Here is a 20245-nt window from a genome sequence, read left to right as displayed (position 1 = left end):
CGGGCGAATGTAGTGCCCAAACAGCTTCGGCCCACTCCCCTGCAGGAGCGGGCCATCGGGTGTGGCAGTTCCTCGCGCCTAGGCGTCCAACGCGTCGTTGCAACGCGCGCAGGTGCCCGGATGGGCATGGGTGCCCACATCGGGCAGGATCTTCCAGCAGCGCTGGCATTTCTCCCCCTCGGCGCGGGCAAAGACCATGCCGACCCCGGGCACATCGGGCAGGGTGAAGGCCCCCTCGGGCACCGGATCGGTGGACACCGTCAGCTGCGAAACGATGCAGGTATCGGCAAAAAGCTCCGGATCGATCATCCCTGCCACATGGGCCGGCACATGGACGGTCGGCGCCGCCTCCAGCGAGGCGCCAATGGTCTTGGCCTGCCGTTCCAGCTCCAGCCCGCCGGTCACCACCCGGCGCACGCCCCGGATCACCTCCCAGCGGCCCACGGCCTCCGGGTGGCGCCAGTCCGGGCGCGGCGCGGGGAAGTCCTGCAGGTGGATCGAGCTGTCGGGCCCGGGGAACCGCTCCAGCCAGACCTCCTCACAGGTGAACACCAGGATCGGCGCGAGCCAGGCGGTGAGCCGGTGGAAGATCGCATCCATCACCGTCAGCGCCGCGCGCCGCCGCAGGCTGTCGGGCCGGTCGCAGTAGAGCGCATCCTTGCGAATGTCGAAATACTGCGCCGAGAGGGTCACCGTCGCGAAGTGGAAGACCGACTGGAACACCCCCTGGAAATCGTAGGCCGCGTAGCCCGCGCGCACCCGCTCGTCGAGGTCGGCCATCATGTGCAGGATCACCCGCTCCATCTCCGGCATCTGCTCGGGCGCCACCCGGTCGGCCTCGTCGAACGCGCTCAGCGCCCCCAGAAGGTAGCGCATGGTGTTGCGCAGCCGCCGGTAGCTGTCGGCGACGTTCTTGAGGATCTCGTCCCCGATCCGCAGGTCGACCGTGTAATCCGACTGCGCCACCCAGAGCCGCAGGATGTCCGCCCCGTATTGTTGCACGACCTTCTCGGGCGCGACGGTGTTGCCGACGGATTTGGACATCTTGTTGCCCTTGGCATCCAGGGTGAAGCCGTGGGTCAGCACCCCGCGATAGGGCGCGCGCCCCATGGTCCCGCAGGCCTGCAGCATCGAGGAATGGAACCAGCCGCGATGCTGGTCCGTCCCTTCGAGGTAGAGATCGGCCAGACCGTCCTCGGACCCGTCTTCGCGGTCGCGCAGCACGAAGGCATGGGTGGATCCTGAATCGAACCACACATCCAGGATGTCGAAGACCTGCTCATAGGCCTCCGGGTCATGCTCGTTGCCCAGGAACCGCGCCTTGGCGCCCTCGGCATACCAGGCATCCGCGCCTTCGTTTTCGAACGCCTCGACGATCCGCGCATTCACTGCCGGATCGCGAAGAAGGTAATCAGGATCAGCCGGTTGCGCGCCCTTCTTCACAAAGCAGGTGAGCGGCACACCCCAGGCCCGCTGACGGCTGAGCACCCAGTCGGGCCGTGCCTCGATCATCGAATAGAGCCGGTTGCGCCCGGTCTGCGGCGTCCAGGTCACCAGCTGGTCAATCGAGGTCAGCGCGCGCTGGCGGATCGTCTCGCCATAGGTGTCGTTGCCGTCGCCCACGGGCTTGTCGATGGCAGCGAACCATTGCGGGCGGTTGAGCCGGATCACCGGCGCCTTGGAGCGCCAGGAATGCGCGTCCGAGATCGTGATCCGCTGGCGCGCCAGCAACCGGTCCAGCTCCACCAACTTGGCGATCACCGCCTTGTTGGCCCCGCCGGGCTTGCCGTTGGGCTTGAGGATGCATTCGCCGCCGAAGAACGGCAGATCCGCGCGATAGCTGCTGTCATCCAGCACGTTATAGGTCATCGGCAACCCATGCTTGACCCCGATGGCGTAGTCGTCATCGCCGTGGCTGGGCGCGGTATGCACGAAGCCGGTCCCGGCATCGTCGGTCACATGGTCCCCGGCCAGAAGCGGCACATCGAAATCCCACTCGCCCCCGGCCCCCTCGGCACCGGCGAAGGGGTGGGCACAGGTCACGCGGCTCAACTCCCCGGCAGTGACATCGCGCCGCCGGGTGAACCCTTCGACCCGCGCCTGGGTCAGCGCGGCCTCGGCCAGCGCGTCGGCCATGATGTAGGTATCGCCCACCGCGGCCCAGCATTCCTCCGGCGTCGCGGTGATCTCGTACAGACCATAGGAAATCCCCTCCCCGAAGCAGATCGCGCGGTTCTGCGGGATGGTCCAGGGGGTGGTGGTCCAGATGATGACCGCCGACTCCTCCAACTGCTCGGTCAGCAATTGCGCGCCCGCCCCCATATGGTCGTCCGGCTCGTCCACCGGGCTCTCGCCCACGCGCGCCTTGGTGATCGGGAACTTCACCCAGATCGCGTCGGTCTGCCGGTCGTGGTATTCGACCTCCGCCTCGGCCAGCGCGGTCTTCTCCACCGGCGACCACATCACCGGCTTGGAGCCCTGGTAGAGCGTGCCGGTCATCAGGAATTTCATGAACTCCTCGGCGATCACCCGCTCGGCGTGGAAATCCATGGTCAGGTAGGGCTTTTCCCAGTTGCCGGTCACACCGAGGCGCTTGAACTCCTCGCGCTGCACATCGACCCAGCCCTCGGCGAAGGTCCGGCATTCCTGGCGGAAGTCGATCACGGGGATCTCGTCCTTGTCGCGGCCCTTGGCGCGGTATTTCTCCTCGATCTTCCACTCGATCGGCAGGCCGTGGCAGTCCCAGCCAGGGATATAGCGCGCGTCGCGGCCCATCATCTGCTGGGACCGAACCACCATGTCCTTGAGGATCTTGTTCAGCGCGTGGCCGATATGCAGGTTCCCGTTGGCATAGGGAGGCCCGTCATGGAGCGTGAAGGCAGGCCGCGTCTCGGCCTTCGCCTTCTCGCGCAAGCGGTCGTAGATCCCCATCTCCTCCCACCGGGCGAGCCATTCGGGCTCCCGCTTGGGCAGGCCCGCGCGCATCGGGAAATCGGTCTTCGGCAGGTTCAGCGTGTCTTTGTACTGGTTCGCAGTCGGCGTGTCGGCGCACATGTCCGGGCATCCTGTATGGTCATGTCGGTCAAAAAAGGAGGGCGGCGCGGGTTTCCAGACGCCTTGTCCCGGCAGCTCGGATCAGGCGAGCGCCGGGCGGCTAATTCGGGGAATGGGTGCCAAAAGCCATGTCATGCGGGCGTTATAGGCCCCTTGCCCAAGGGCCACAATCGCAACCTGTCTTCGGGAAACAATCGAGCGCCCGGATCCAATTCATTCACACATTAAATCAATCCAAGAAAAATTTATGAAAAATTACGATAAATTTGTGCTGTCGGGCGGCCCGGCCCATTGCCACCGCTCATCGCTCCGTTACGTTCGCGAGCATGTAACGAATTCGGGAGGACGTACATGCGTATCACATCCATTCTGCTCGGCACTGCCACAGCACTTGCCCTGGGCAGCGCTGCGCACGCCAGCACGCTGGACATTCCGTTCAGCATCGGGTCGGGGAACTCGAACGAGAAGTTCACCATCGACCGCAACAACGACGCAGGCAACGATATCGAGATCGGCATCAAGGCCAAGAAACGCTTTGTCGGAGACATCACGCCCGTGGGCAATGTCTACAACGCCCAAGCCGGCGACAGCGATCCGGGCCTCGCGATCTGGAACATCGACTGGTCGGTGGATCTGGGCGCGGGCAAGACGATCGACGACTATGACGTCTACCTCACCGTGGATTTCAACACCGCGGCCGGCAACAGCGATGTGAGCACCTTCCTGCTCGACGGCACACCCTTCCTCGAAGCGGGCCAGCAGATCAACCAGCAGTCGCAGAACCTCGGCTTCGGGTTCTGGGCCGTCTTGCCGAACTACCAGCCCTTCGACCCCTTCGCGCCGGGCGAGTACGAGATCGGGCTGACGGTGTTCGACCAGGGGGCCACCACAGGGGCTTTGGCCAGAGCACAGGCCTTTGTCAACGTCGCGCCGATCCCGCTGCCGCCGTCGCTGGCCCTTGGGGCGCTTGGCCTCGGCGCCTTGGCCTTCGCTGGCCGCCGCGCCCGCCGCAAGCCCGCCTGACCGATCCCAAACGCGCCCCGGGCCTCGCTCAGGGCGCGTTCACATGCTCCCACACCTTCGAGATCACGACCGAGCCTTCGCCGACCCCGGAGGCCACGCGCTTGACCGACCCCGCGCGCACATCGCCCACGGCGAAGATCCCCGGGCAGGAGGTCTCGTAGGTCGACCGCCCCCCGACCTCGGGCCCTGTATGCACGAACCCCTTGTCGTCTAGCGTCACCAACCCGTCGAGCCAGCCCGTGTTCGGCGCGGCCCCCACCATGACGAACACCGCCCCGGTGCGCAGGGTCCAGTCCTGTCCCATCACGCCGTCGCGGATCGTCACCTCCTCCAGCCGGTCGGTGCCGTGCAGGCCGGTGACCTGGGTGCGCCGGTGCAGGGTGATCGCCGGGTCCCGGTCGAGCCGCTCCGACAGGTAGGAGGACATGGACGCCGCCAGACCGTCGCCCCGGATCAGCACATGCACATGGCGCGCGCTGCGCGACAGGAACATCGCCGCCTGCCCCGCCGAGTTGCCCCCGCCGATCACCACCACATCCGTGTTGCGGCAATAGCGCGCCTCCACATCCGTGGCGGCGTAGTACACGCCCGCCCCCTCGAACTCCTCCAGCCGGGGGATGGGCAGCTTGCGGTACTGCACGCCCGTGGCAATCACGATCGCCCTGGTGCGGACCTCCTCGCCGTCATCCAGCGTCACGCAAAACCCGCCCGCGTCCAGCGGCGCCACATGGACCGCCCGGCGCGGCACGGCAAAGCGCGTGCCGAATTTCATCGCCTGCACCTCGCCGCGCCAGCACAGGTCCGCGCCCGAGATGCCCGTGGGGAACCCCATGTAGTTCTCGATCCGGCTGGAGGTGCCCGCCTGCCCGCCGATGGTCAGATCCTCCACCACCAGCGCGCTCAGCCCCTCGGCCCCGGCATAGACCGCCGCCGCGATCCCCGCCGGGCCGCCGCCGACGATCAGCACGTCGAACACATGATCGGCCCCGAGGGCCATGTCGATGCCCAGCAACCGCGCGATCTTGCGCGGGCTGGGGTCCTCCACCACCGTGTCCGTGCCGAAGATCACCGCCGGATGCCGCGGAAGCAGCGCGCAGGCCTGGGCGATATCCTCGGCCTCGTGATCGTCCAGATCGAGACTGCGATAGGGGATGCGGTTGCGGCTGGCAAAGGCCGCGATCTGCCGGATCTGCCGGTCCCTGTCCGCCCCCAGCAGGGTCAGCGCCGCCTGCTGGCTCTCCAGCAGCCGCCTGCGCCGCGCGGCGAAAACGGTCACGATGATGTCGCTCATCTCCGGCACGTCCGCCATCAGCCGCAGCATCGCGTCCCGCGGCACCTCCAGCAGAACGCTGTCGGTGCAGGCCCGGCTGGCCAGCATCACCTTGCCATCGTTGAGAAAACTGATCTCGCCCACGAACTGCCCGGGGCCCAGGCTCGCCCCGCCATAGCGCCCGCCCGTGACCGGATCGACCGCCTCCAGCTCCCCTTCCAGCACGTATTGGAACCGGTCCTGGGCCGCACCCAGGGCGGTCACCGCAGCCCCCGCGGCATAGGCGCGCTCGGTCCCGATCCGGCGCATCGCCGCCACATGGGCCTCGGTCAGGGGGGTGCGCACCATGGTCCGCAGGTCGGGGGCAAGGGTATCCATGGGGTCTCCGCCGTTATGTGTCTTTCGAGGAAAATAGACCGCCCAACGCCTGTTTCACCAGCCGCGTGACCGACGGTTTGCGTTTGGGCCCGAAGGGCAGCGGGCGGCACACTTCCAGCGCCGCGACCCCGACCCGGGCGGTCAGCGCGCCATTGACCACGCCCTCGCCGAACCGGCGGGACACTTTCGACAGAACGCTGCCCCCCGCGACGGACCCGATCAGGTCGTCGCCCACCGCCACCGCCCCCGTGGCCACCAGATGGGTCAGCACCGAGCGCGTCAGCCGCCAGCTGCCCAGCGTGCCCGCGCGCCCGCCATAGATCTCGGCGATCCGCCGGATCATCCGCAGGTTCGAGGTCAGCGCCGCCACCACATCGGCCAGCGCCAGCGGAACCAGCGCCGTGACCGTGGCGACCTGGCGGGTGGCGGCGGCGATCTCGGCCTCCGCGCGCAGGTCCAGCGGGGCCAGCAATTCGCGCTCCAGCAGGGCAAAGACCGCGTCCGGCTCGAACTGGTCCTTGACCGCCCGGTCCAGCGTGGCGCGCGGCACCTGCAATTCCGGCCGGTCCGCGTAAAGCGCGGCGATGCGCCCCGCCACCGCCCTGGCCTCGGGCAGGCTGCCGCCCGACAGGGCCGCATCGGCCTGCAACCGGATCGCGTCGAGCTTACCCAGGCGCCTGTAGGCCAGCCATTCCCGCAGAGCGATGAGCAGCGCGCTGAGCAGCACGAGCGCCAGCAAGCCCCCCGCCACCGCCCCCAGAACGGGGGTCGCGCTCAGCAGGCCGGTGACGAAATCGGTCGCCGCCACCCCGGCCATGAACAGCAACAGCGCCAAGGCCGAGGACAGGAACAGTTGCACCAGTCGCGAGGGCCGCCGCGCCGCCAGCCGGGCGGCGGTCTGCATCGCCTGGCCCTGGGGCAGCACACCGGGCAGGTCGGGCACCGGCGGGGCGGTCGCCGGGCTCTCCTCCGCCCCTTGCGGGGCGTCTTCGAGGTCGATCACCACCGACGATTTACGTGTCTCGGTCATCTCAAACGGTCCCCCAACAGAAACTCCGCCGCCCGGTCGAGCCGGATATGGGGCGGCCCCTCCCCCGGCGCGAGGCTGATCCCGGCGGGCGCGAACCGCATGGCCCCGTAGTCCCCGTCGAGCCAGCTGGCCTCTCCGTCCCGCGCGGGCCCCAGCACCTGGTTGGGGTCCTTGGGCAACTCGCCGGCGAAGAACGCCGCCTGCTTGCCCGTATCCAGCAGCGTGCCCCGCACCAGGTCGAGGCTCCGGCCCTCATGGACGCGGGTCTCCTCCACCGTGGTGCGCAGGGCGGCGATGGACATGGCCCCGGTCTCGGCCCCGGCGAAATCCGCCCGGCGGCGCGCATCGCGCACCAGCGCCTCCATGATCGCGGTCAGTTGCGGGTGCTGGCTGTGATGCAGGTGGTCGGCCTTGGTGGCGGCAAACAGGATGCGCTCCACCCGCCGGCCCAGAATGGCACTCAGCCAGCTGTTCGCGCCGGGACGGAACGCGCTCAGGATGTCCTGCATCGTGGCGCGCAGGTCTTCCACCGCGCCGGGCCCGGCATGGAGCGCGCCAAGCGCGTCGATCAACACGATCTGCCGGTCGATCCGGGAAAAATGGTCGCGAAAGAAGGGCTTGGCCACCTCGCGCTTGTAGGCCTCGAACCGCCGCTCGAACTCCCGCCCGAGCGCGCCGCGCGGGTATGGCCCCGGCGGCAAGGGCGCGAAGGTCAGCACCGGCGATCCCTCCAGCTCCCCGGGCAGGATGAAGCGCCCCGGGGTGCAGTCCGAATACCCCGCCGCCCGCGCGGCGTGGAGCGCTTGGGTGTAGGCCCGCGCCAGCGCCTGCGCGTCCGGCTCGGCCAGTTTGGCGGCGGGATCGGCGGCCTCAAGCGCGGCCAGAAACGCCTCCGCCCCGGGCCGGGTCCGTAGCCGCACAAGCATGTCCGCCGACCATTCGGCATAGCTTTTTTCCAACAGGGCAAGGTCGAGAAGCCATTCGCCGGGGTAGTCCACGATGTCGAGATGCACCGTCCGGGGCCGCGACAGCGCGCCCAGAAACCCCTGAGGCTGCACCCGCAGGGAGACTCGCAACTCCGAGATCGCGCGGGTGCTTTCGGGCCAGGTGGGGTTGCGCCCGGTCATCTGCGCCAGCGAGGTCTCGAAATCGAACCGCGGCACCGTGTCGTCGGGCTGGGGCTGCAGATAGGCGGATTGCAGCGCGCCGGTGGCGGCCGCCTGGAATTGCGGCATCCGGCCCCGGTCCAGCAAATTGGCCACCAGCGAGGTGATGAACACGGTCTTGCCCGACCGGCTCAGGCCCGTCACGCCGAGCCGGATCACCGGCTCGAAAAACGTCTCGGAGACCGCGCTGCCCAGGCCTGTGACCCCGCGCTCGATCGTGTCGGTCAGTGTGGAGAAAACCAAATCCGTGTCCTTCGTGCTCGGCCTCTACATAGAGGCTGTCCCCCAGAAAGTTAAAGAGGCCGCGGGTGGCGCCAAGCCGATTGTCTTGCCGCGCGCGGCGCGCTAGGACAGGCCCCATGCCGAGATTTGCCCTGAAAATAGAGTATGATGGCGCCCCTTTCGCGGGCTGGCAGCGCCAGCGCGAACAGCCCTCCGTGCAAGGCGCGGTGGAGGCGGCGTTAAGGGTTCTGCAGCCCGACCATGCCGGGATCGCGGCGGCGGGGCGGACGGATGCGGGGGTGCATGCGCTGGGTCAGGTGGCCCATGTGGATCTGGCGCGCGACTGGGATCCGTTCCGGCTGTCCGAGGCGCTGAACGCCCATCTGCGACCGGCGCCGGTGGCGGTGCTGGCGGCGGCGCGGGTCGGGGAGGATTTTCATGCGCGATTCTCGGCACTTGAGCGGTCGTACCTTTTCCGTCTCCTGGTGCGGCGCGCGCCGGCGACTCATGACGCGGGGCTGGTGTGGCGGGTGATGAATCCGCTGGATGTCGAGGCCATGCGCGAAGGGGCCAAGTACCTGATCGGAAAGCATGATTTCACGACTTTCCGGTCGACCATGTGCCAGGCGGCCTCGCCGGTCAAGACGCTCGACGAGATCACGATCGAGGAGAGCCCCCGGGACGCGGGCACGGAGTTCCGGTTCCACCTTCGGGCGCGAAGTTTCCTGCATAATCAAGTCCGTAGCATCGTCGGCACCCTGGAGCGCGTCGGCGCCGGGGCGTGGGATCCGGCCGATGTGAAGACCGCGCTCGAGGCCAGGGACAGGGCGGCTTGCGGGCCGGTCTGCGCGCCCCAGGGGCTCTATTTGCGGGCCGTGCGCTACCCCGAAGACCCGTTCAAACCGGCGTAAACCCCGCGTCGGATCGGCGTCGGACCCCTGTCGGCAAGGTGTCGGGCAAGTGTATGGCACCTATCAGGAACAATCGGGCCAAAATTGTATACAACCCGTCGCACCCCTGCCCCCGCTCAGCTTTCCGCGCGTTCGGCCCAGCCTGCGAAGATCCGCTCCAGCGCCACCACGATGTAGTAGAGCACGATGCCGAGGAAGGCCAAGGCGATCAGCACGGCGAACATCAGCGGGTAGTCGGAGTTCGTCTTGCCACTGTCGAACAGCGCGCCGAGGCCGCGGCCATGGGGCGATACGATCTCCATCAGGTTGGTGCCGATGAAGGCGAGCGTGACCGACACCTTCAGCGCGCCGAAGAACTCCGGCAGGGTTTTCGGCAGGGCGATCTTCCAGAAAATCGTGGTCTTGGAGGCGCCAAGTGACCGGAGGATGTCGCGGTATTCCGGCTCCAGCGTCGAGAGGCCGATGGAGATCGAGACCGCGATGGGGAAGAACGAGATCATGAAGGCGATCAGGATCGTGTTGAAATCGTGCTGGCCCACGAACAGCAGCGCCACGATGGGCACCACGGTCGCCTTGGGGATCGCGTTGAACCCCACGAGCAGCGGATAGAGTGCGTCGCGCATCACCCGGGAAAAGCCCATGAGCATCCCGATGCCGACGCCCACCACCACGGCGAGCAACAGGCCCACCACCGTGCGCCAGAGCGTCTGCCAGCCCATGATGAGGAACAGCTCCCAGTAGCGGGCATAGGCGGGCGGCAGGTCCGAGGGGGAGGCCATGACGAAATTCGGCCAGTCGTTGATCCAGACCAGCCCTTCCCAGAACAGCAGGAACACGATGACCGCCCCCAGGGGGGCCAGCACCGCGCGGGAGGTCAGGGTTTTCACAAGGCTCTGGCCACGGCTGTCGCGGGGCAAGGGATCGGGGACATAGGCCATGGCGGAGAGGTCTTTCTGTGCAGCGGGCTGTTCGGGGCGCTATTCGGCGGCCTGGACGGGCGCGTCTTGGCGGCCCTGGGCGACCTTGATCTGGTTGCGCAGGTCATGGAGCATTTCGACCGCCTCGGGCTCGAACAGCATGTCGAGATCGGTGCGCCCGCCGAAGGAGGTATCGAGCGTGTATTGCACCCGCGCGGGGCGGTCCGAGAGCACGATGGTCTGATCCGCGAGGTAGATCGATTCGCGCAGGTCGTGGGTGATGAGCATGCAGGTGAACGGCTCTTCGGCGCGGAGCCGGTGCATGGTCTGCCACAGATCCTCGCGGGTGAAGGCGTCGAGCGCGCCGAAGGGTTCGTCCATGATCAGGATGTCGGGCTTGTGCGCGATGGCGCGGCAGAGCGAGGCGCGCTGGCGCATGCCGCCCGACAGCTCGGACGGGCGCTTGGCCTCGAAGCCTTCGAGGCCGACCAGCGCCAGCAGTTCGCGGGCGCGGTCTTCTTTCTGGGCGCGAGAGAGGGAATTGGGCACGATCTCCAGCGGCAGGATCACGTTGTCGAGAATGGTGCGCCATTCCAGCAGGACCGGGTTCTGGAAGGCCATGCCGACCGAGGCGCGCGGGCCCTTCACGGGCTGGCCGTCGAGCCGCACCTCGCCTTCGTCGGGGATCAGCAGGCCCGCGACGAGGCGCGTGAGCGTGGACTTGCCGCAGCCCGAGGGGCCGACCACGGCGCAGAAGGCCGCCGAGGGCACGGTGAAGTCGAGATTGTCGAGCACCGGCAGCTTGCCCGACGCGGTGTCATAGGCATGGGTGATGCCGGCGATCTCGATGCTGGTGGTCATGGCGCGTCCTTCCGGCTGGTCGCCCGGGGGGGTGCCCCCCGGGCAGAGGGGTCACTTGAGCATCCGCATCTCGGCGCCGGGCAGGTAGGCGTCGGTGAAATAGAGGCTCATGTCGGGCGCGTTCTGGAACTCGTAGGTCAGCTTGATCTGCTCGATCGCGTTGGCCATACGGTCCACGTCGATCCCGCCCATGCCGTTGGCCAGCGCGTAGTCGGTCGCCACGTTGGCTTCGATCGCCAGTTGCAGCCGCCGGGTTTCGAGATCCGCATCGGCGGCGGGGTTGCGTTCGATCAGGGACGGGATCGCGGCGGCCGGGTCGGCGATGGCATCGGCCCAGCCCTTGGCCACGGCGCTGAGGAAGCCGGTCAGCAGCTCGGCATTTTCCGCCGCCCATTCGGTGTTGGCGATGATCGCGTTGCCGTAGAGGTCCACGCCGTGATCGGCCATCAGGATGGTGGAGATGTCGTCCTCCGGCACGCCGAGGCGCACGAGGTTGAGGTAGGACGAGAAGGAGAAGCCCGTGACCGCGGCCACCTCGCCCTGGGCCAGCATCGGCTCCCGGGTCGGGAAGCCCACGGGTTCGACCGTGATGGCGTCGGTGTCGAGGTCGTTTTCCGCGGCGAAGATCGGGAATTGCGCCCAGGCCCCGTCGGGGGGCGGCGCGCCGAGCACGCGGCCTTCGAGGTCGGCGGGGGCTTCGACGCCGAGCGACTTGCGCCCGACGATGGCGAAGGGCGGCTTGTCATAGACCATCATCACCGCGATCACGGGCGCGCCCGGGTTCTGGTCGAGGAACTTGATGAGCGAGTTGATGTCGGCAAAGCCCACGGGGAAGGCGCCGGTGGCGACCTTGGGGATCGCGTCGAGGGAGCCTTGGCCGGCGGCGATTTCCACCGACAGGCCCGCATCGGTGAAATAGCCCTTGTCGACGGCGACGAAATAGGGGGCGGCGGGGCCTTCGAATTTCCAGTCGAGGGCAAAGGGCACCTCGGTTTCGGCCCCGGCGGCGGTGGCGGCGGCCAGCACGGCCCCGGCCGCGCAGATCTGTGTGAAGCGTTGGAACACGCGGGAACTCCCTCTTGGTTATGCCCGAGGCGGCACTGGCGCCGGGCGGTATCTGGGCGAAGGGTCCGAGAGACGCCCGGCAAGGTCAAGGTCTGGTCCGGGGTTTTTTGCCGGTCCGGGTGGCAGATGCCCGAAAAACAGGCGGTGCCCTTGGGTCAGCCGCGGCCCCGGTTGGCGGCCTTGCGGCACTTGCGGCCCCGGCGGAACTTGCGGCGCTTGGGGAAGCGTTGGGCGTGCAGGTCGAGGTAATCGCGGGCCACGGCCATGCGGTCGAGTTGCTCGCACCAGCGGATCACCCGTTCCAGGGGCTGGGGGTCGTCGGGGGTGCGTTCCACCACCTCGGACATGAGGGCCACGGCTTGCGCGGTGCGGTCGGTGCGGCGCAGGGCGAGGGCGTGGGCGGCGGTCAGCTCGGCATCGTCCGTGGGGCCGTGGGCGTCGAGCAGCGCCAGAAGCTCGTCATGGCGCCCGGCGCCGAGCAGAAGCCGCGTGGTGGCGCGGGTCGCCGCGCGGGTGAGCGCGCCCTTGTCGCCCCAGCCGGGGACATAGGCGGTCAGGACGCTGGACATGATGCGGGTGACGAGATCGGGGGCGACGTGGCGGTAGTCGCCTTCGGTCCAGATCGCGGCCGGGTCGCTCAGGGTGACGCATTCGTAGGACGGGAAGTAGTCGACGCCGGGGGTTTCGGCGACGAAGGTTTCGACCGCGGCGCGTTGCACGGCCTTGGAGTAGGAGTTGGCGACCAGCACGTCCATGTCGCGGAAAGTGCTCAGGAGCGGGACGGGCGAGACCGTCAGCAGCATCTTGAGCGGTTTGGTGCGGTGGGCGGTCAGGAGCGCGTGGAAGGCGCGCAGGCCGCCCAGCACATCCGCGTAGCTCAGCACCTCGAAGGCGAAGCGGTCGGGCTCGCGGGCGCAGAGTGCCGGAGGGGGCGCGGTGTTGAGCGCCAGGTCGAGCCGGGTGTCGCGCCAGCCTTCGACATAGCCCAGGGTCATCACCACCACGTCGGCCTCCGCGATCTGGGCCACGGCATCCAGAAACCGGTGGCGGAAGGCGAGGATGCGGTCGCGCGGGAAGGCGAGCTTGGCCGAGCCCAGTTGCAGGTCGCGGTAGGCGGTGTCGTCGTCGCGCAGGGGGTAGAGCATGTCCGCGCCGGGGAAGCTGTCGCGGTCGAAGGCCCAGCGCAGCTCGTTCAGCATGGAGTGGATGGTATACTTGTTGAAGAAATTGGCGGCATCATCGAGGCTCGCGCCGATCTCGCCCAGGTCGAACTCGCGGCTGAGCACGCGGAAGCCTTCGGCGGCCAGCGCGTCCTCGATGTTGCGGGCAAAGCAGGAGCCGAGGGCGAAGACGGTCTCTTCTGAACTGAATTCAAAGGAAGGGGTCGGCGCGGGCATGGCCAGCGGGTAGAGCCGGTCCCCCCCGGCGTCGGGCGTGGGGTAGCGGCGCAGCGGGTTGCGGGACGCCCGGCGCAGCACCTCTGGCGCGGGGCCGGTCTCGATCGGGTTGGATGTCATGGCGGCAGTGTGACGTGCTGGAGCCGGAGCGCAAGGGCCGCGCCGCCTCAATGCCTTCGGTGGACCGTGGCGGGGCGGCCGGGCAGCGTCAGGGCCGCATCGTTGCGCGCCTTGCGCGAGACCACCCTGCCCTTGGAGATCACGCACAAACGGTCCGGGCGCAGACGCACCGCCTCGATCGGGTCGGCGGCATCGAGCACCACGAGCGAGGCCAGCGCCCCCTTGCGCAGCCCGTAATCCGGCAGCCCGATGATCGCGGCGTTGGTTTCTGTCACCATCGTGAAGCAGCGCGCCATCTCTTCCGGCGCGGACATCTGCGCCACATGCAGCCCCATGAAGGCCACGTCGAGCATGTCGGCGGTGCCCAGCGAATACCACGGGTCGCGCACGCAGTCCTGGCCCCAGCCCACGGGGATGCCGAGCGCCTGCATCTCGCGCACGCGGGTCAGGCCCCGGCGCTTGGGATAGGTATCGTGGCGGCCCTGCAGCATGATGTTGATCAGCGGGTTGGGGATCGCCGAAATCCCGGCCTCGGCCACGAGGGCCAGCAGTTTCGAGACGTAGTAATTGTCCATCGAATGCATGGAGGTGAGGTGCGATCCGGCCACCCTGCCCTGCAGCCCGCAGCGGACGGTTTCCGCCGCCAGGGTTTCGATATGGCGCGACATCGGATCGTCACTCTCGTCGCAGTGCATATCGACGGGCAGGCCGCGGTCGGCGGCGATTTCGCACAGATCGCGCACGGAGGCGGCCCCATCGGCCATGGTGCGTTCGAAATGGGGGATGCCGCCCACCACGTCCAGCCCCATATCCAGCGCGCGCAGGGTGTTTTCCCGCGCGGTCGGATCGCGGTAGAGCCCGTCCTGGGGGAAGGCCACCAGTTGCAGGTCGAGATAGGGTTTGACCGTCTCGCGCAGCTGCAACATCGCCTGCACGCCCTTGAGGCTGTCGTCGCAGGTATCGACATGGGAGCGGATCGCCAGCAGCCCCATGGAGACCGCCCAGTCGCAATAGCGCAGGGCGCGGTCGATCATCGCGTCGATGGTCGTCTCGTCCTTCAACTCTCCCCAGAGCGCGATCCCTTCGAGCAGCGTGCCCGAGGCGTTGATCCGCGGTATGCCGTAGCTGAGCGTGGCGTCCATGTGGAAATGGGGGTCCACGAAGGGCGGGCTGACCAGATCGCCGGTGGCGTCGATCACCTCGCCCGCCTCGGCGGCGATCCCGGGCGCGACGTCGACGATGCGGTCGCCGGTGATGGCGATATCGGCCTGGGTGCCGTCGGGCAGCGTGCCGCCCTTGACCAGAATGTCGACCATGGGCGGCTCAGTCCTTGGCGGCGGCGGCGGCCTTGCGCGCCTCCATCGCGGCGCGTTTCTCGGCCATCTCGGCCTGCCAGTCGCGCAGGCCGGTGATGTCGCGGCCGAAGCTCAGGACCACCTTGTTGCCGGTATCGAGCATCTCGCAGCCGATCTCGTCCACGAACTCGGTGATCGCGCGCTTGACCCCGTCGAAGGTGTAGTCGTCCGCCAGCATCAGCCCCTCGGGGGCCAGGGCCGGGCGGTAGTTGCGCAGGTCCTCAAGACAGCCCTCGTAGGAATGGTCGCCGTCGATATAGATCAGGTCGGCGCGGATGCGACGCTTGACCAGCACGGTCGCCGCCTCCCGCGAGGGCAGTGGCAGGGGCGTGATCACGTCCGTGAGGCCCGCGTCGATCACGTTGCGCAGGAAGGTGGGAAAGATCGTCGGCATGCCGTTCTTCGTCTTGAGCATTTCCTCGGCATAGCCGGGGCGCAGCCAGAGGCCGCTCGCCCCGAGGAAGGTGTCGATGCAGAGAATATCGGTCTCGATCCCGGCCTCGGCGCAGAGCTTGGCCATATGGATGGCCGACGCGCCCTTCCAGGTGCCGACCTCGACGATCTTGGCCGGTTTCAGCTCGTCCAGCAGCTTGGCGAAGATGCCCGCGGTGCTGCCCCAGCCCTGGGTGTCGGGCACAACCTGATCCATGTCGAACCCGGCGTAGATGTCTTGGGTGTAGAAATAGTCTCTGAATTTCATCGGCTTGCCTATCTGGTGGGCGCGCACCGCCTCAACGGGTGCCCTTGTTATAGGGCACCATCAGGGCGGCGGGAACCTCTGCGCGGCGCGACATGACGATCAGGGCGAGGATCGACAGGATATAGGGCAGCATCAGGAACACCTGGTAGGGGATGTCCGCGCCGAGGCCGGTCTGTTGCAGCCGCACTTGCAGGGCATCGAAGGCGGCGAAGAGAAGCGCGCCGAGCAGCGCCTTGCCCGGCCGCCAGGCGCCGAAGACCACGAGCGCGATGCAGATCCAGCCGCGGCCATTGACCATTTCGAAGAAGAACGAGTTGAAGGCCGACATGGTCAGGAACGCGCCGCCCACCGCCATCAGGCCCGAGCCGACGATGACCGCGCCCATGCGCAGGCCGGTGACGCTCAGGCCCTGGGCCTCGACGGCGGAGGGGTTCTCGCCCGCGGCGCGCAGGGCCAGGCCGAGCGGCGTGCGGTAAAGGGTGAAAGCGGTCAGGCCCGCGACGGCGAAGGCGAGATAGGTGAGCGGGGTTTGCGAAAAGAGGGCCGGGCCGAGCAGCGGCAGGTCCGACAGAAGCGGGATCTCGTAGGGTTGGAACGCCTCGATCCGCGGGGGGGAGGAGACCTCGGGCAGCGCCACGCGGTAGGCGAAATAGGTGGCGGAGGTCGCCAGCAGCGTGATGCCGAGGCCGACCACGTGTTGGCTGAGGCCGAAGGGCACGGTGAGCGTGGCGTGCAGCAGGCCGAAGAGTGCTCCGGCGCCGAAGGCCACGGCGACGCCGGTCCACAGGTCCGTGCCGGTATAGACCGCCATCCAGCCCGCGAAGGCGCCCGCGACCATGATCCCTTCGATACCGAGGTTGAGCACCCCGGCGCGTTCGCAGATCAGCTCGCCCATGGTGGCGAAGATCAGCGGGCTGGCGATGCGGATGGCGGCGGCCCAGAAGCTGGCCGACAGGAGGATGTCGAGGATTTCCATGTCAGTCGCGCACCACCCGGAAGCGCGTCAGCAGGATGGCGAGGACCATGGACAGAAGTGCGAGTGCGAGCAGGATGTCGGCGATATAGGTGGGCACGTCGGCCGCCCGGCTCATGCTGTCGGCGCCGACGAAGACGCCCGCCACGAAGAGCGCCGAGACCACCACGCCGAGCGGGTTCAGGAGGGCGAGCATCGCCACGATGATGCCGGTGTAGCCGAAGCCCGGGCTGAGATCGAGGGTGAGCGAGCCCTTGAGCCCCGCCACCTCGGAGAAGCCCGCGAGTGCTGCGAGGCCGCCCGACAGGAAGGCGGTTTTCAGGATCACCGCGCCCACCGGGATGCCCGCGAAGCGCGCGGCGTCCGGGTTCTGACCCACGGCGCGCATCTCGTAGCCCAGCGTGGTGCGGGTCTGGATCACCCAGACGGCGGCGGCGGCGATCAGGGCCAGCGCAAAGCCCCAGTGCAGGCGCAGCCCGTCCACGAGGCGCGGCAGGCGGGCCTCGGGGATCAGGCGCTCGGACTTGGGCCAGCCCATGCCCATGGGGTCCTTGAGCGGGCCTTCGAGCAGCATGGAGACGAAGAGAAGCGCGATGAAGTTCAGCAGGAGCGTGGTGACCACCTCGTCCACCCCGAGCCGGGTTTTGAGATACGCGGGGCCGAGCAGCAGCAGCGCGCCGGTCAGCATCGACGCGATCACCAGCACCGGCAGCAGGACGCCCGCGGGCCAGGGCAGAAAGCCCGTGCCCAGGACCACGGTGATGACCGCGCCGCCGTAAAGCTGCGCCTCCGCGCCGATGTTCCACAGCTTGGCGCGGAAGGCGACGGCGACCGCGAGGCCGGTGAAGATCAGCGGCGTGGCGCGGTTGAGGGTCTCCAGCAGGGCGAATTTGGAGCCGACGGCGCCCTGCACGATCAGCCCCAGCACCGCGAAGGGATCGCCGCCTGCCACCAGCGCCAGGCCCGAGGCCGCGATCACGGTCAGGGTGAGCGCGACGGCGGGCAGGCCGAGGGTGCGGGTCAGGGTCGGGGCCGGGATGGCTTCAAGCCGCATGGGGATCCTCCGCGAAGCCGTCGCCCGCCATCCAGACGCCCAGCTGCGCCGGGGTCATGGAGCCGCGCGCAAACTCCGGCGAGAGCCGGCCCTCGGACATCACGTGGATGACATCCGACAGCGCCAGCACCTCGTCGAGGTCTTCGGAGATCAGCAGGACCGCCGCGCCGCCGTCCCGGGCGGCGATCAACTGCTCCTGCACATAGGTCACCGCACCGATATCGAGCCCGCGCACCGGCTGGTTGGCGAGCACGATGCGCGGCGCGTCTTCGAGCACGCGGCCGAGGATCAGCTTCTGCATGTTGCCGCCGGAAAGCAGCCGGATGGGCGTCTCCGGCCCCGGGCAGCGCACATCGTAGCTGGCGATGACGTCGCGCGCGAAGCTATCGGCGGCGCCCCAGCGCATCCAGCCCGAGCGGGAGAATCGCGCCTTGGGGTAAGCCTCCAGGATGGCGTTCTCGGTCAGGGTGAAATCGGCGATGGTGCCGGTCTTGTGGCGGTCCTCGGGGATGCGGCCGATGCCCTGGGCCAGGGCCGCGCGGGGCGACCAGTCGGCGACCTCCGCATTGCCGAGGCGCAGAGCGCCCGCGACGGGCGCGATAAGCCCGCCGATCAGGTCCGCCAGCGCCGCCTGCCCGTTGCCCGAGACCCCGGCGAGCCCGGTGATCTGGCCCGCGCGCAGGGTCAACGACACGTCGCGCAGCCCGGTGGCGGTGCCCCGGGGAGCGGTGCGCACCCGGTCGAGCGTCATCAGGGCCGCGCCGGGGGTCGCCGGGCGGGGCGCGGGGGCGGTGATCTCGGCCCCCACCATCATCTCGGCCAGCGCGTGGCGGTCGGTATTGGCGGTCTCGACCCGGCCCACGACGCGGCCGTGGCGCAGCACCACGACCCTCTGCGCGATGGCCATGACCTCGTGCAGCTTGTGGGAGATGAAGATCACCGACATGCCGCGCGCCACCGCCCGGCGCAGGGTCGCAAAGAGCGCCTCGGCCTCTTGCGGGGTCAGAACGGCGGTGGGTTCGTCGAGGATCAGGATCCGCGCGTCGCGGTAGAGCGCCTTGAGGATTTCGACCCTTTGGCGTTCGCCCACCGAGAGCGTGCCGACGCGCGCGTCCGGGTCCACCTGGAGCCCGAAATCTTCGGCCAGGGCGCGCAGCTTGCGCCGGGCCGCCCCGGTGCCCAGGGCCGCGCGCCACAGCGGCACGGTCCCGAGGATGACGTTGTCGAGCACGGTGAGGTTGTCGGCCAGGGTAAAATGCTGGTGCACCATGCCCACCCCCGCGGCCAGCGCGGCGCGGGGCACGCCGGGGGGCAGCGCCTGTCCGAAGACCTCGACGGCGCCTTCATCGGCGGTGTAATGGCCGAAGAGGATGTTCATCAGCGTGGTCTTGCCTGCGCCGTTCTCGCCCAGAAGGGCCACGACCTCGCCTGCGTGCAGATCGAAGCTGATCGCATCGTTGGCGGTCAGCGCGCCGAATCGCTTGGTGATCTGATCGAGGCGCAGCACCGGCTGCGCCCCGTTGGTCGCTGTCATCAGGAGGAAGTCGGCTCTTCGTCGTTGATCTCGACGGTGAAGGTGCCGGCCTTGATGGCCTCCTGGCGTTCCTGCACAAGGGTCTTGATCTCGGCCGGGACCTTGTCCTCGAAGGTGCCCAACGGCGCGAGGCTGCTGCCGCCTTCGCGCATGTAGGAAAAGACCCCGTAATTGGCGGCCTCGAACTCGCCCGCGTTCACCGCCGCGATGGCGGCCTGCAGGGTCGGCTCGAAATGCCACAGGGCCGAGGCGACCACGGTGTCGGGATAGTCGGCCTGGGTGTCGATCACGTTGCCGATGGCCAGAAGCCCCCGTTCCTGCGCCGCGTCCGACACGCCGAAGCGTTCTGCATAAAGCAGGTCGGCCCCGTTCTCGATCATGGCGAAGGCGGTTTCCTTGGCCTTGGGCGGGTCGAACCAGGACCCGATGAAGCTGACCTGGAAGGTGACATCCGGGTTGATCTCGCGCGCGCCGGCCATGAAGGCGTGCATCAGGCGGTTGACCTCGGGGATCGGGAAGCCCCCGACCATGCCGATATTGCCCGCCTCGGACATCGCGCCCGCGATCAGGCCGGTCAGGTAGGCCGCGTCCTGGATATAGTTGTCGAACACCGCGAAGTTCGGCAGGCCCGGGTCCTCAAGGAAGGACGAGCCCATCAGGAAGGCCACCTCGGGGTAGTCGGCGGCGACCTCGCGGGCCTCGGCCTCGACCGCGAAGACCTCGCCGATCATCAGCTCGATCCCGCTCTCGGCGTATTCGCGCATGACACGCGGGTAGTCGGTATTGGCGACGTTTTCGGAGAAGGTGTAGGTGATCTGGCCCGCGGCGGCGGCGGCTTCGGCGGCGATATGGATGCGGCTGACCCATTGCTGCTCCACCGGGACGGTGTAGACGCCCGCGACCTTGATCGGGTCGGCGGCGGCGGCCGGGCGGACGAGGACGCCCGCAGCGCCCAGCGCAAGGGCGGAGGAGACGAAGGCGCGGCGGCTGAGGCCGGTCCTGGCTGGTGGCTGTGACATGGTGGCTCCCTGAAGCTCGGTTTTTTTCTCTGTCCTTGACCAAACGGTCCAGACGCGGCCCGTTCAAGATCTATTTCATGCGGATCGGACGGCGGGGCGCGGGCTCGGCCCTTGGCCGCTGAAACAATAGGCACGGATTGCCGGAGCGCTCAAGAGTGCGGCATCCGTCTGCGGGCGGGCCCGGGCCGGGGTCGGT

At 68.3% G+C, this 20245-nt stretch carries 16 protein-coding genes; 2 read left to right on the top strand and 14 right to left on the bottom strand.

The genetic code is table 11. The features are described from left to right. Nucleotides 1-78: 78 nt before the first annotated feature. Nucleotides 79-3054: an isoleucine--tRNA ligase gene (ileS, locus tag PVW48_RS00575; protein ID WP_274579814.1), complete on the bottom strand. Its 2976-nt coding sequence runs from the start codon at nucleotides 3052-3054 to the stop codon at nucleotides 79-81. Nucleotides 3055-3405: 351 nt separating this feature from the next. Here ileS and PVW48_RS00570 point away from each other — a divergent pair, with 351 nt between their 5' ends. Next, on the top strand, nucleotides 3406-4077 hold the full coding sequence (locus PVW48_RS00570; RefSeq protein ID WP_274579813.1) for a hypothetical protein: 672 nt from the start codon (nucleotides 3406-3408) through the stop codon (nucleotides 4075-4077). A 28-nt stretch (nucleotides 4078-4105) separates the two neighbouring features. Here PVW48_RS00570 and PVW48_RS00565 read toward each other — a convergent pair whose 3' ends face one another. Genes PVW48_RS00565 through PVW48_RS00555 form a run of 3 tightly spaced genes read right to left on the bottom strand, consistent with a single transcriptional unit; the run spans nucleotide 4106 to nucleotide 8164 of the window. Continuing rightward, nucleotides 4106-5725: an FAD-dependent oxidoreductase gene (locus tag PVW48_RS00565; RefSeq protein WP_274579812.1), complete on the bottom strand. Its 1620-nt coding sequence runs from the start codon at nucleotides 5723-5725 to the stop codon at nucleotides 4106-4108. A 13-nt stretch (nucleotides 5726-5738) separates the two neighbouring features. Beyond that, entirely contained in the window at nucleotides 5739-6755 is a 1017-nt protein-coding gene (locus PVW48_RS00560; protein WP_274579811.1) for a YcjF family protein, read from the bottom strand. Continuing rightward, nucleotides 6752-8164: a YcjX family protein gene (locus PVW48_RS00555; RefSeq protein ID WP_274579810.1), complete on the bottom strand. Its 1413-nt coding sequence runs from the start codon at nucleotides 8162-8164 to the stop codon at nucleotides 6752-6754. Before PVW48_RS00555 ends, PVW48_RS00560 begins: the two co-directional genes overlap by 4 nt. A gap of 116 nt (nucleotides 8165-8280) precedes the next feature. Here PVW48_RS00555 and truA point away from each other — a divergent pair, with 116 nt between their 5' ends. Then, on the top strand, nucleotides 8281-9054 hold the full coding sequence (gene truA, locus PVW48_RS00550) for a tRNA pseudouridine(38-40) synthase TruA (RefSeq protein WP_274579809.1): 774 nt from the start codon (nucleotides 8281-8283) through the stop codon (nucleotides 9052-9054). A gap of 116 nt (nucleotides 9055-9170) precedes the next feature. Here the strand turns inward: truA and PVW48_RS00545 are convergent, their stop codons facing one another. The 10 genes from PVW48_RS00545 to PVW48_RS00500 all read right to left on the bottom strand — a co-directional run bounded on the left by PVW48_RS00545 (nucleotide 9171) and on the right by PVW48_RS00500 (nucleotide 20049). After that, entirely contained in the window at nucleotides 9171-9992 is an 822-nt protein-coding gene (locus tag PVW48_RS00545; RefSeq protein WP_012178609.1) for an ABC transporter permease, read from the bottom strand. Between the two features lie 39 nt (nucleotides 9993-10031). After that, the gene (locus PVW48_RS00540; protein WP_274579808.1) at nucleotides 10032-10832 is read right to left on the bottom strand and encodes an ABC transporter ATP-binding protein; all 801 of its coding nucleotides are present in this window, start codon (nucleotides 10830-10832) and stop codon (nucleotides 10032-10034) included. A 51-nt stretch (nucleotides 10833-10883) separates the two neighbouring features. Continuing rightward, entirely contained in the window at nucleotides 10884-11897 is a 1014-nt protein-coding gene (locus PVW48_RS00535; protein ID WP_274579807.1) for an ABC transporter substrate-binding protein, read from the bottom strand. A 155-nt stretch (nucleotides 11898-12052) separates the two neighbouring features. Beyond that, on the bottom strand, nucleotides 12053-13414 hold the full coding sequence (locus PVW48_RS00530) for a GSCFA domain-containing protein (RefSeq protein WP_274579806.1): 1362 nt from the start codon (nucleotides 13412-13414) through the stop codon (nucleotides 12053-12055). Nucleotides 13415-13461: 47 nt separating this feature from the next. After that, the gene (locus PVW48_RS00525; protein WP_274579805.1) at nucleotides 13462-14730 is read right to left on the bottom strand and encodes an amidohydrolase family protein; all 1269 of its coding nucleotides are present in this window, start codon (nucleotides 14728-14730) and stop codon (nucleotides 13462-13464) included. A 7-nt stretch (nucleotides 14731-14737) separates the two neighbouring features. Next, nucleotides 14738-15469 carry a class I SAM-dependent methyltransferase gene (locus tag PVW48_RS00520; protein WP_274579804.1) on the bottom strand — a complete coding sequence of 244 codons (732 nt, stop codon included), beginning with the start codon at nucleotides 15467-15469 and terminating at the stop codon, nucleotides 14738-14740. A 31-nt stretch (nucleotides 15470-15500) separates the two neighbouring features. After that, entirely contained in the window at nucleotides 15501-16445 is a 945-nt protein-coding gene (locus PVW48_RS00515; protein WP_274579803.1) for an ABC transporter permease, read from the bottom strand. Nucleotide 16446: 1 nt separating this feature from the next. Then, nucleotides 16447-17496: an ABC transporter permease gene (locus PVW48_RS00510; protein ID WP_012178616.1), complete on the bottom strand. Its 1050-nt coding sequence runs from the start codon at nucleotides 17494-17496 to the stop codon at nucleotides 16447-16449. Then, on the bottom strand, nucleotides 17486-19030 hold the full coding sequence (locus tag PVW48_RS00505) for an ABC transporter ATP-binding protein (RefSeq protein WP_274579802.1): 1545 nt from the start codon (nucleotides 19028-19030) through the stop codon (nucleotides 17486-17488). The genes PVW48_RS00510 and PVW48_RS00505 overlap by 11 nt, the downstream gene beginning before the upstream one ends. Then, nucleotides 19030-20049 carry a BMP family protein gene (locus tag PVW48_RS00500; RefSeq protein ID WP_274579801.1) on the bottom strand — a complete coding sequence of 340 codons (1020 nt, stop codon included), beginning with the start codon at nucleotides 20047-20049 and terminating at the stop codon, nucleotides 19030-19032. The genes PVW48_RS00505 and PVW48_RS00500 overlap by 1 nt, the downstream gene beginning before the upstream one ends. Between the last annotated feature and the right edge of the window lie 196 nt (nucleotides 20050-20245).

It is taken from the genome of Dinoroseobacter sp. PD6, assembly GCF_028807315.1.
GTDB lineage: Bacteria > Pseudomonadota > Alphaproteobacteria > Rhodobacterales > Rhodobacteraceae > Dinoroseobacter > Dinoroseobacter shibae.
Note: the sequence above shows the minus strand (reverse complement) of the source record. Positions and strands in the feature narration are given on the sequence as shown.

Coding starts and splice junctions, on each gene's coding strand:
- ileS (WP_274579814.1), bottom strand. CDS start 3,054: ATGTGCGCCGACACGCCGACTGCGAACCAGTACAAAGACACGCTGAAC.
- PVW48_RS00570 (WP_274579813.1), top strand. CDS start 3,406: ATGCGTATCACATCCATTCTGCTCGGCACTGCCACAGCACTTGCCCTG.
- PVW48_RS00565 (WP_274579812.1), bottom strand. CDS start 5,725: ATGGATACCCTTGCCCCCGACCTGCGGACCATGGTGCGCACCCCCCTG.
- PVW48_RS00560 (WP_274579811.1), bottom strand. CDS start 6,755: ATGACCGAGACACGTAAATCGTCGGTGGTGATCGACCTCGAAGACGCC.
- truA (WP_274579809.1), top strand. CDS start 8,281: ATGCCGAGATTTGCCCTGAAAATAGAGTATGATGGCGCCCCTTTCGCG.
- PVW48_RS00545 (WP_012178609.1), bottom strand. CDS start 9,992: ATGGCCTATGTCCCCGATCCCTTGCCCCGCGACAGCCGTGGCCAGAGC.
- PVW48_RS00540 (WP_274579808.1), bottom strand. CDS start 10,832: ATGACCACCAGCATCGAGATCGCCGGCATCACCCATGCCTATGACACC.
- PVW48_RS00530 (WP_274579806.1), bottom strand. CDS start 13,414: ATGACATCCAACCCGATCGAGACCGGCCCCGCGCCAGAGGTGCTGCGC.
- PVW48_RS00525 (WP_274579805.1), bottom strand. CDS start 14,730: ATGGTCGACATTCTGGTCAAGGGCGGCACGCTGCCCGACGGCACCCAG.
- PVW48_RS00520 (WP_274579804.1), bottom strand. CDS start 15,469: ATGAAATTCAGAGACTATTTCTACACCCAAGACATCTACGCCGGGTTC.
- PVW48_RS00515 (WP_274579803.1), bottom strand. CDS start 16,445: ATGGAAATCCTCGACATCCTCCTGTCGGCCAGCTTCTGGGCCGCCGCC.
- PVW48_RS00510 (WP_012178616.1), bottom strand. CDS start 17,496: ATGCGGCTTGAAGCCATCCCGGCCCCGACCCTGACCCGCACCCTCGGC.
- PVW48_RS00505 (WP_274579802.1), bottom strand. CDS start 19,030: ATGACAGCGACCAACGGGGCGCAGCCGGTGCTGCGCCTCGATCAGATC.
- PVW48_RS00500 (WP_274579801.1), bottom strand. CDS start 20,049: ATGTCACAGCCACCAGCCAGGACCGGCCTCAGCCGCCGCGCCTTCGTC.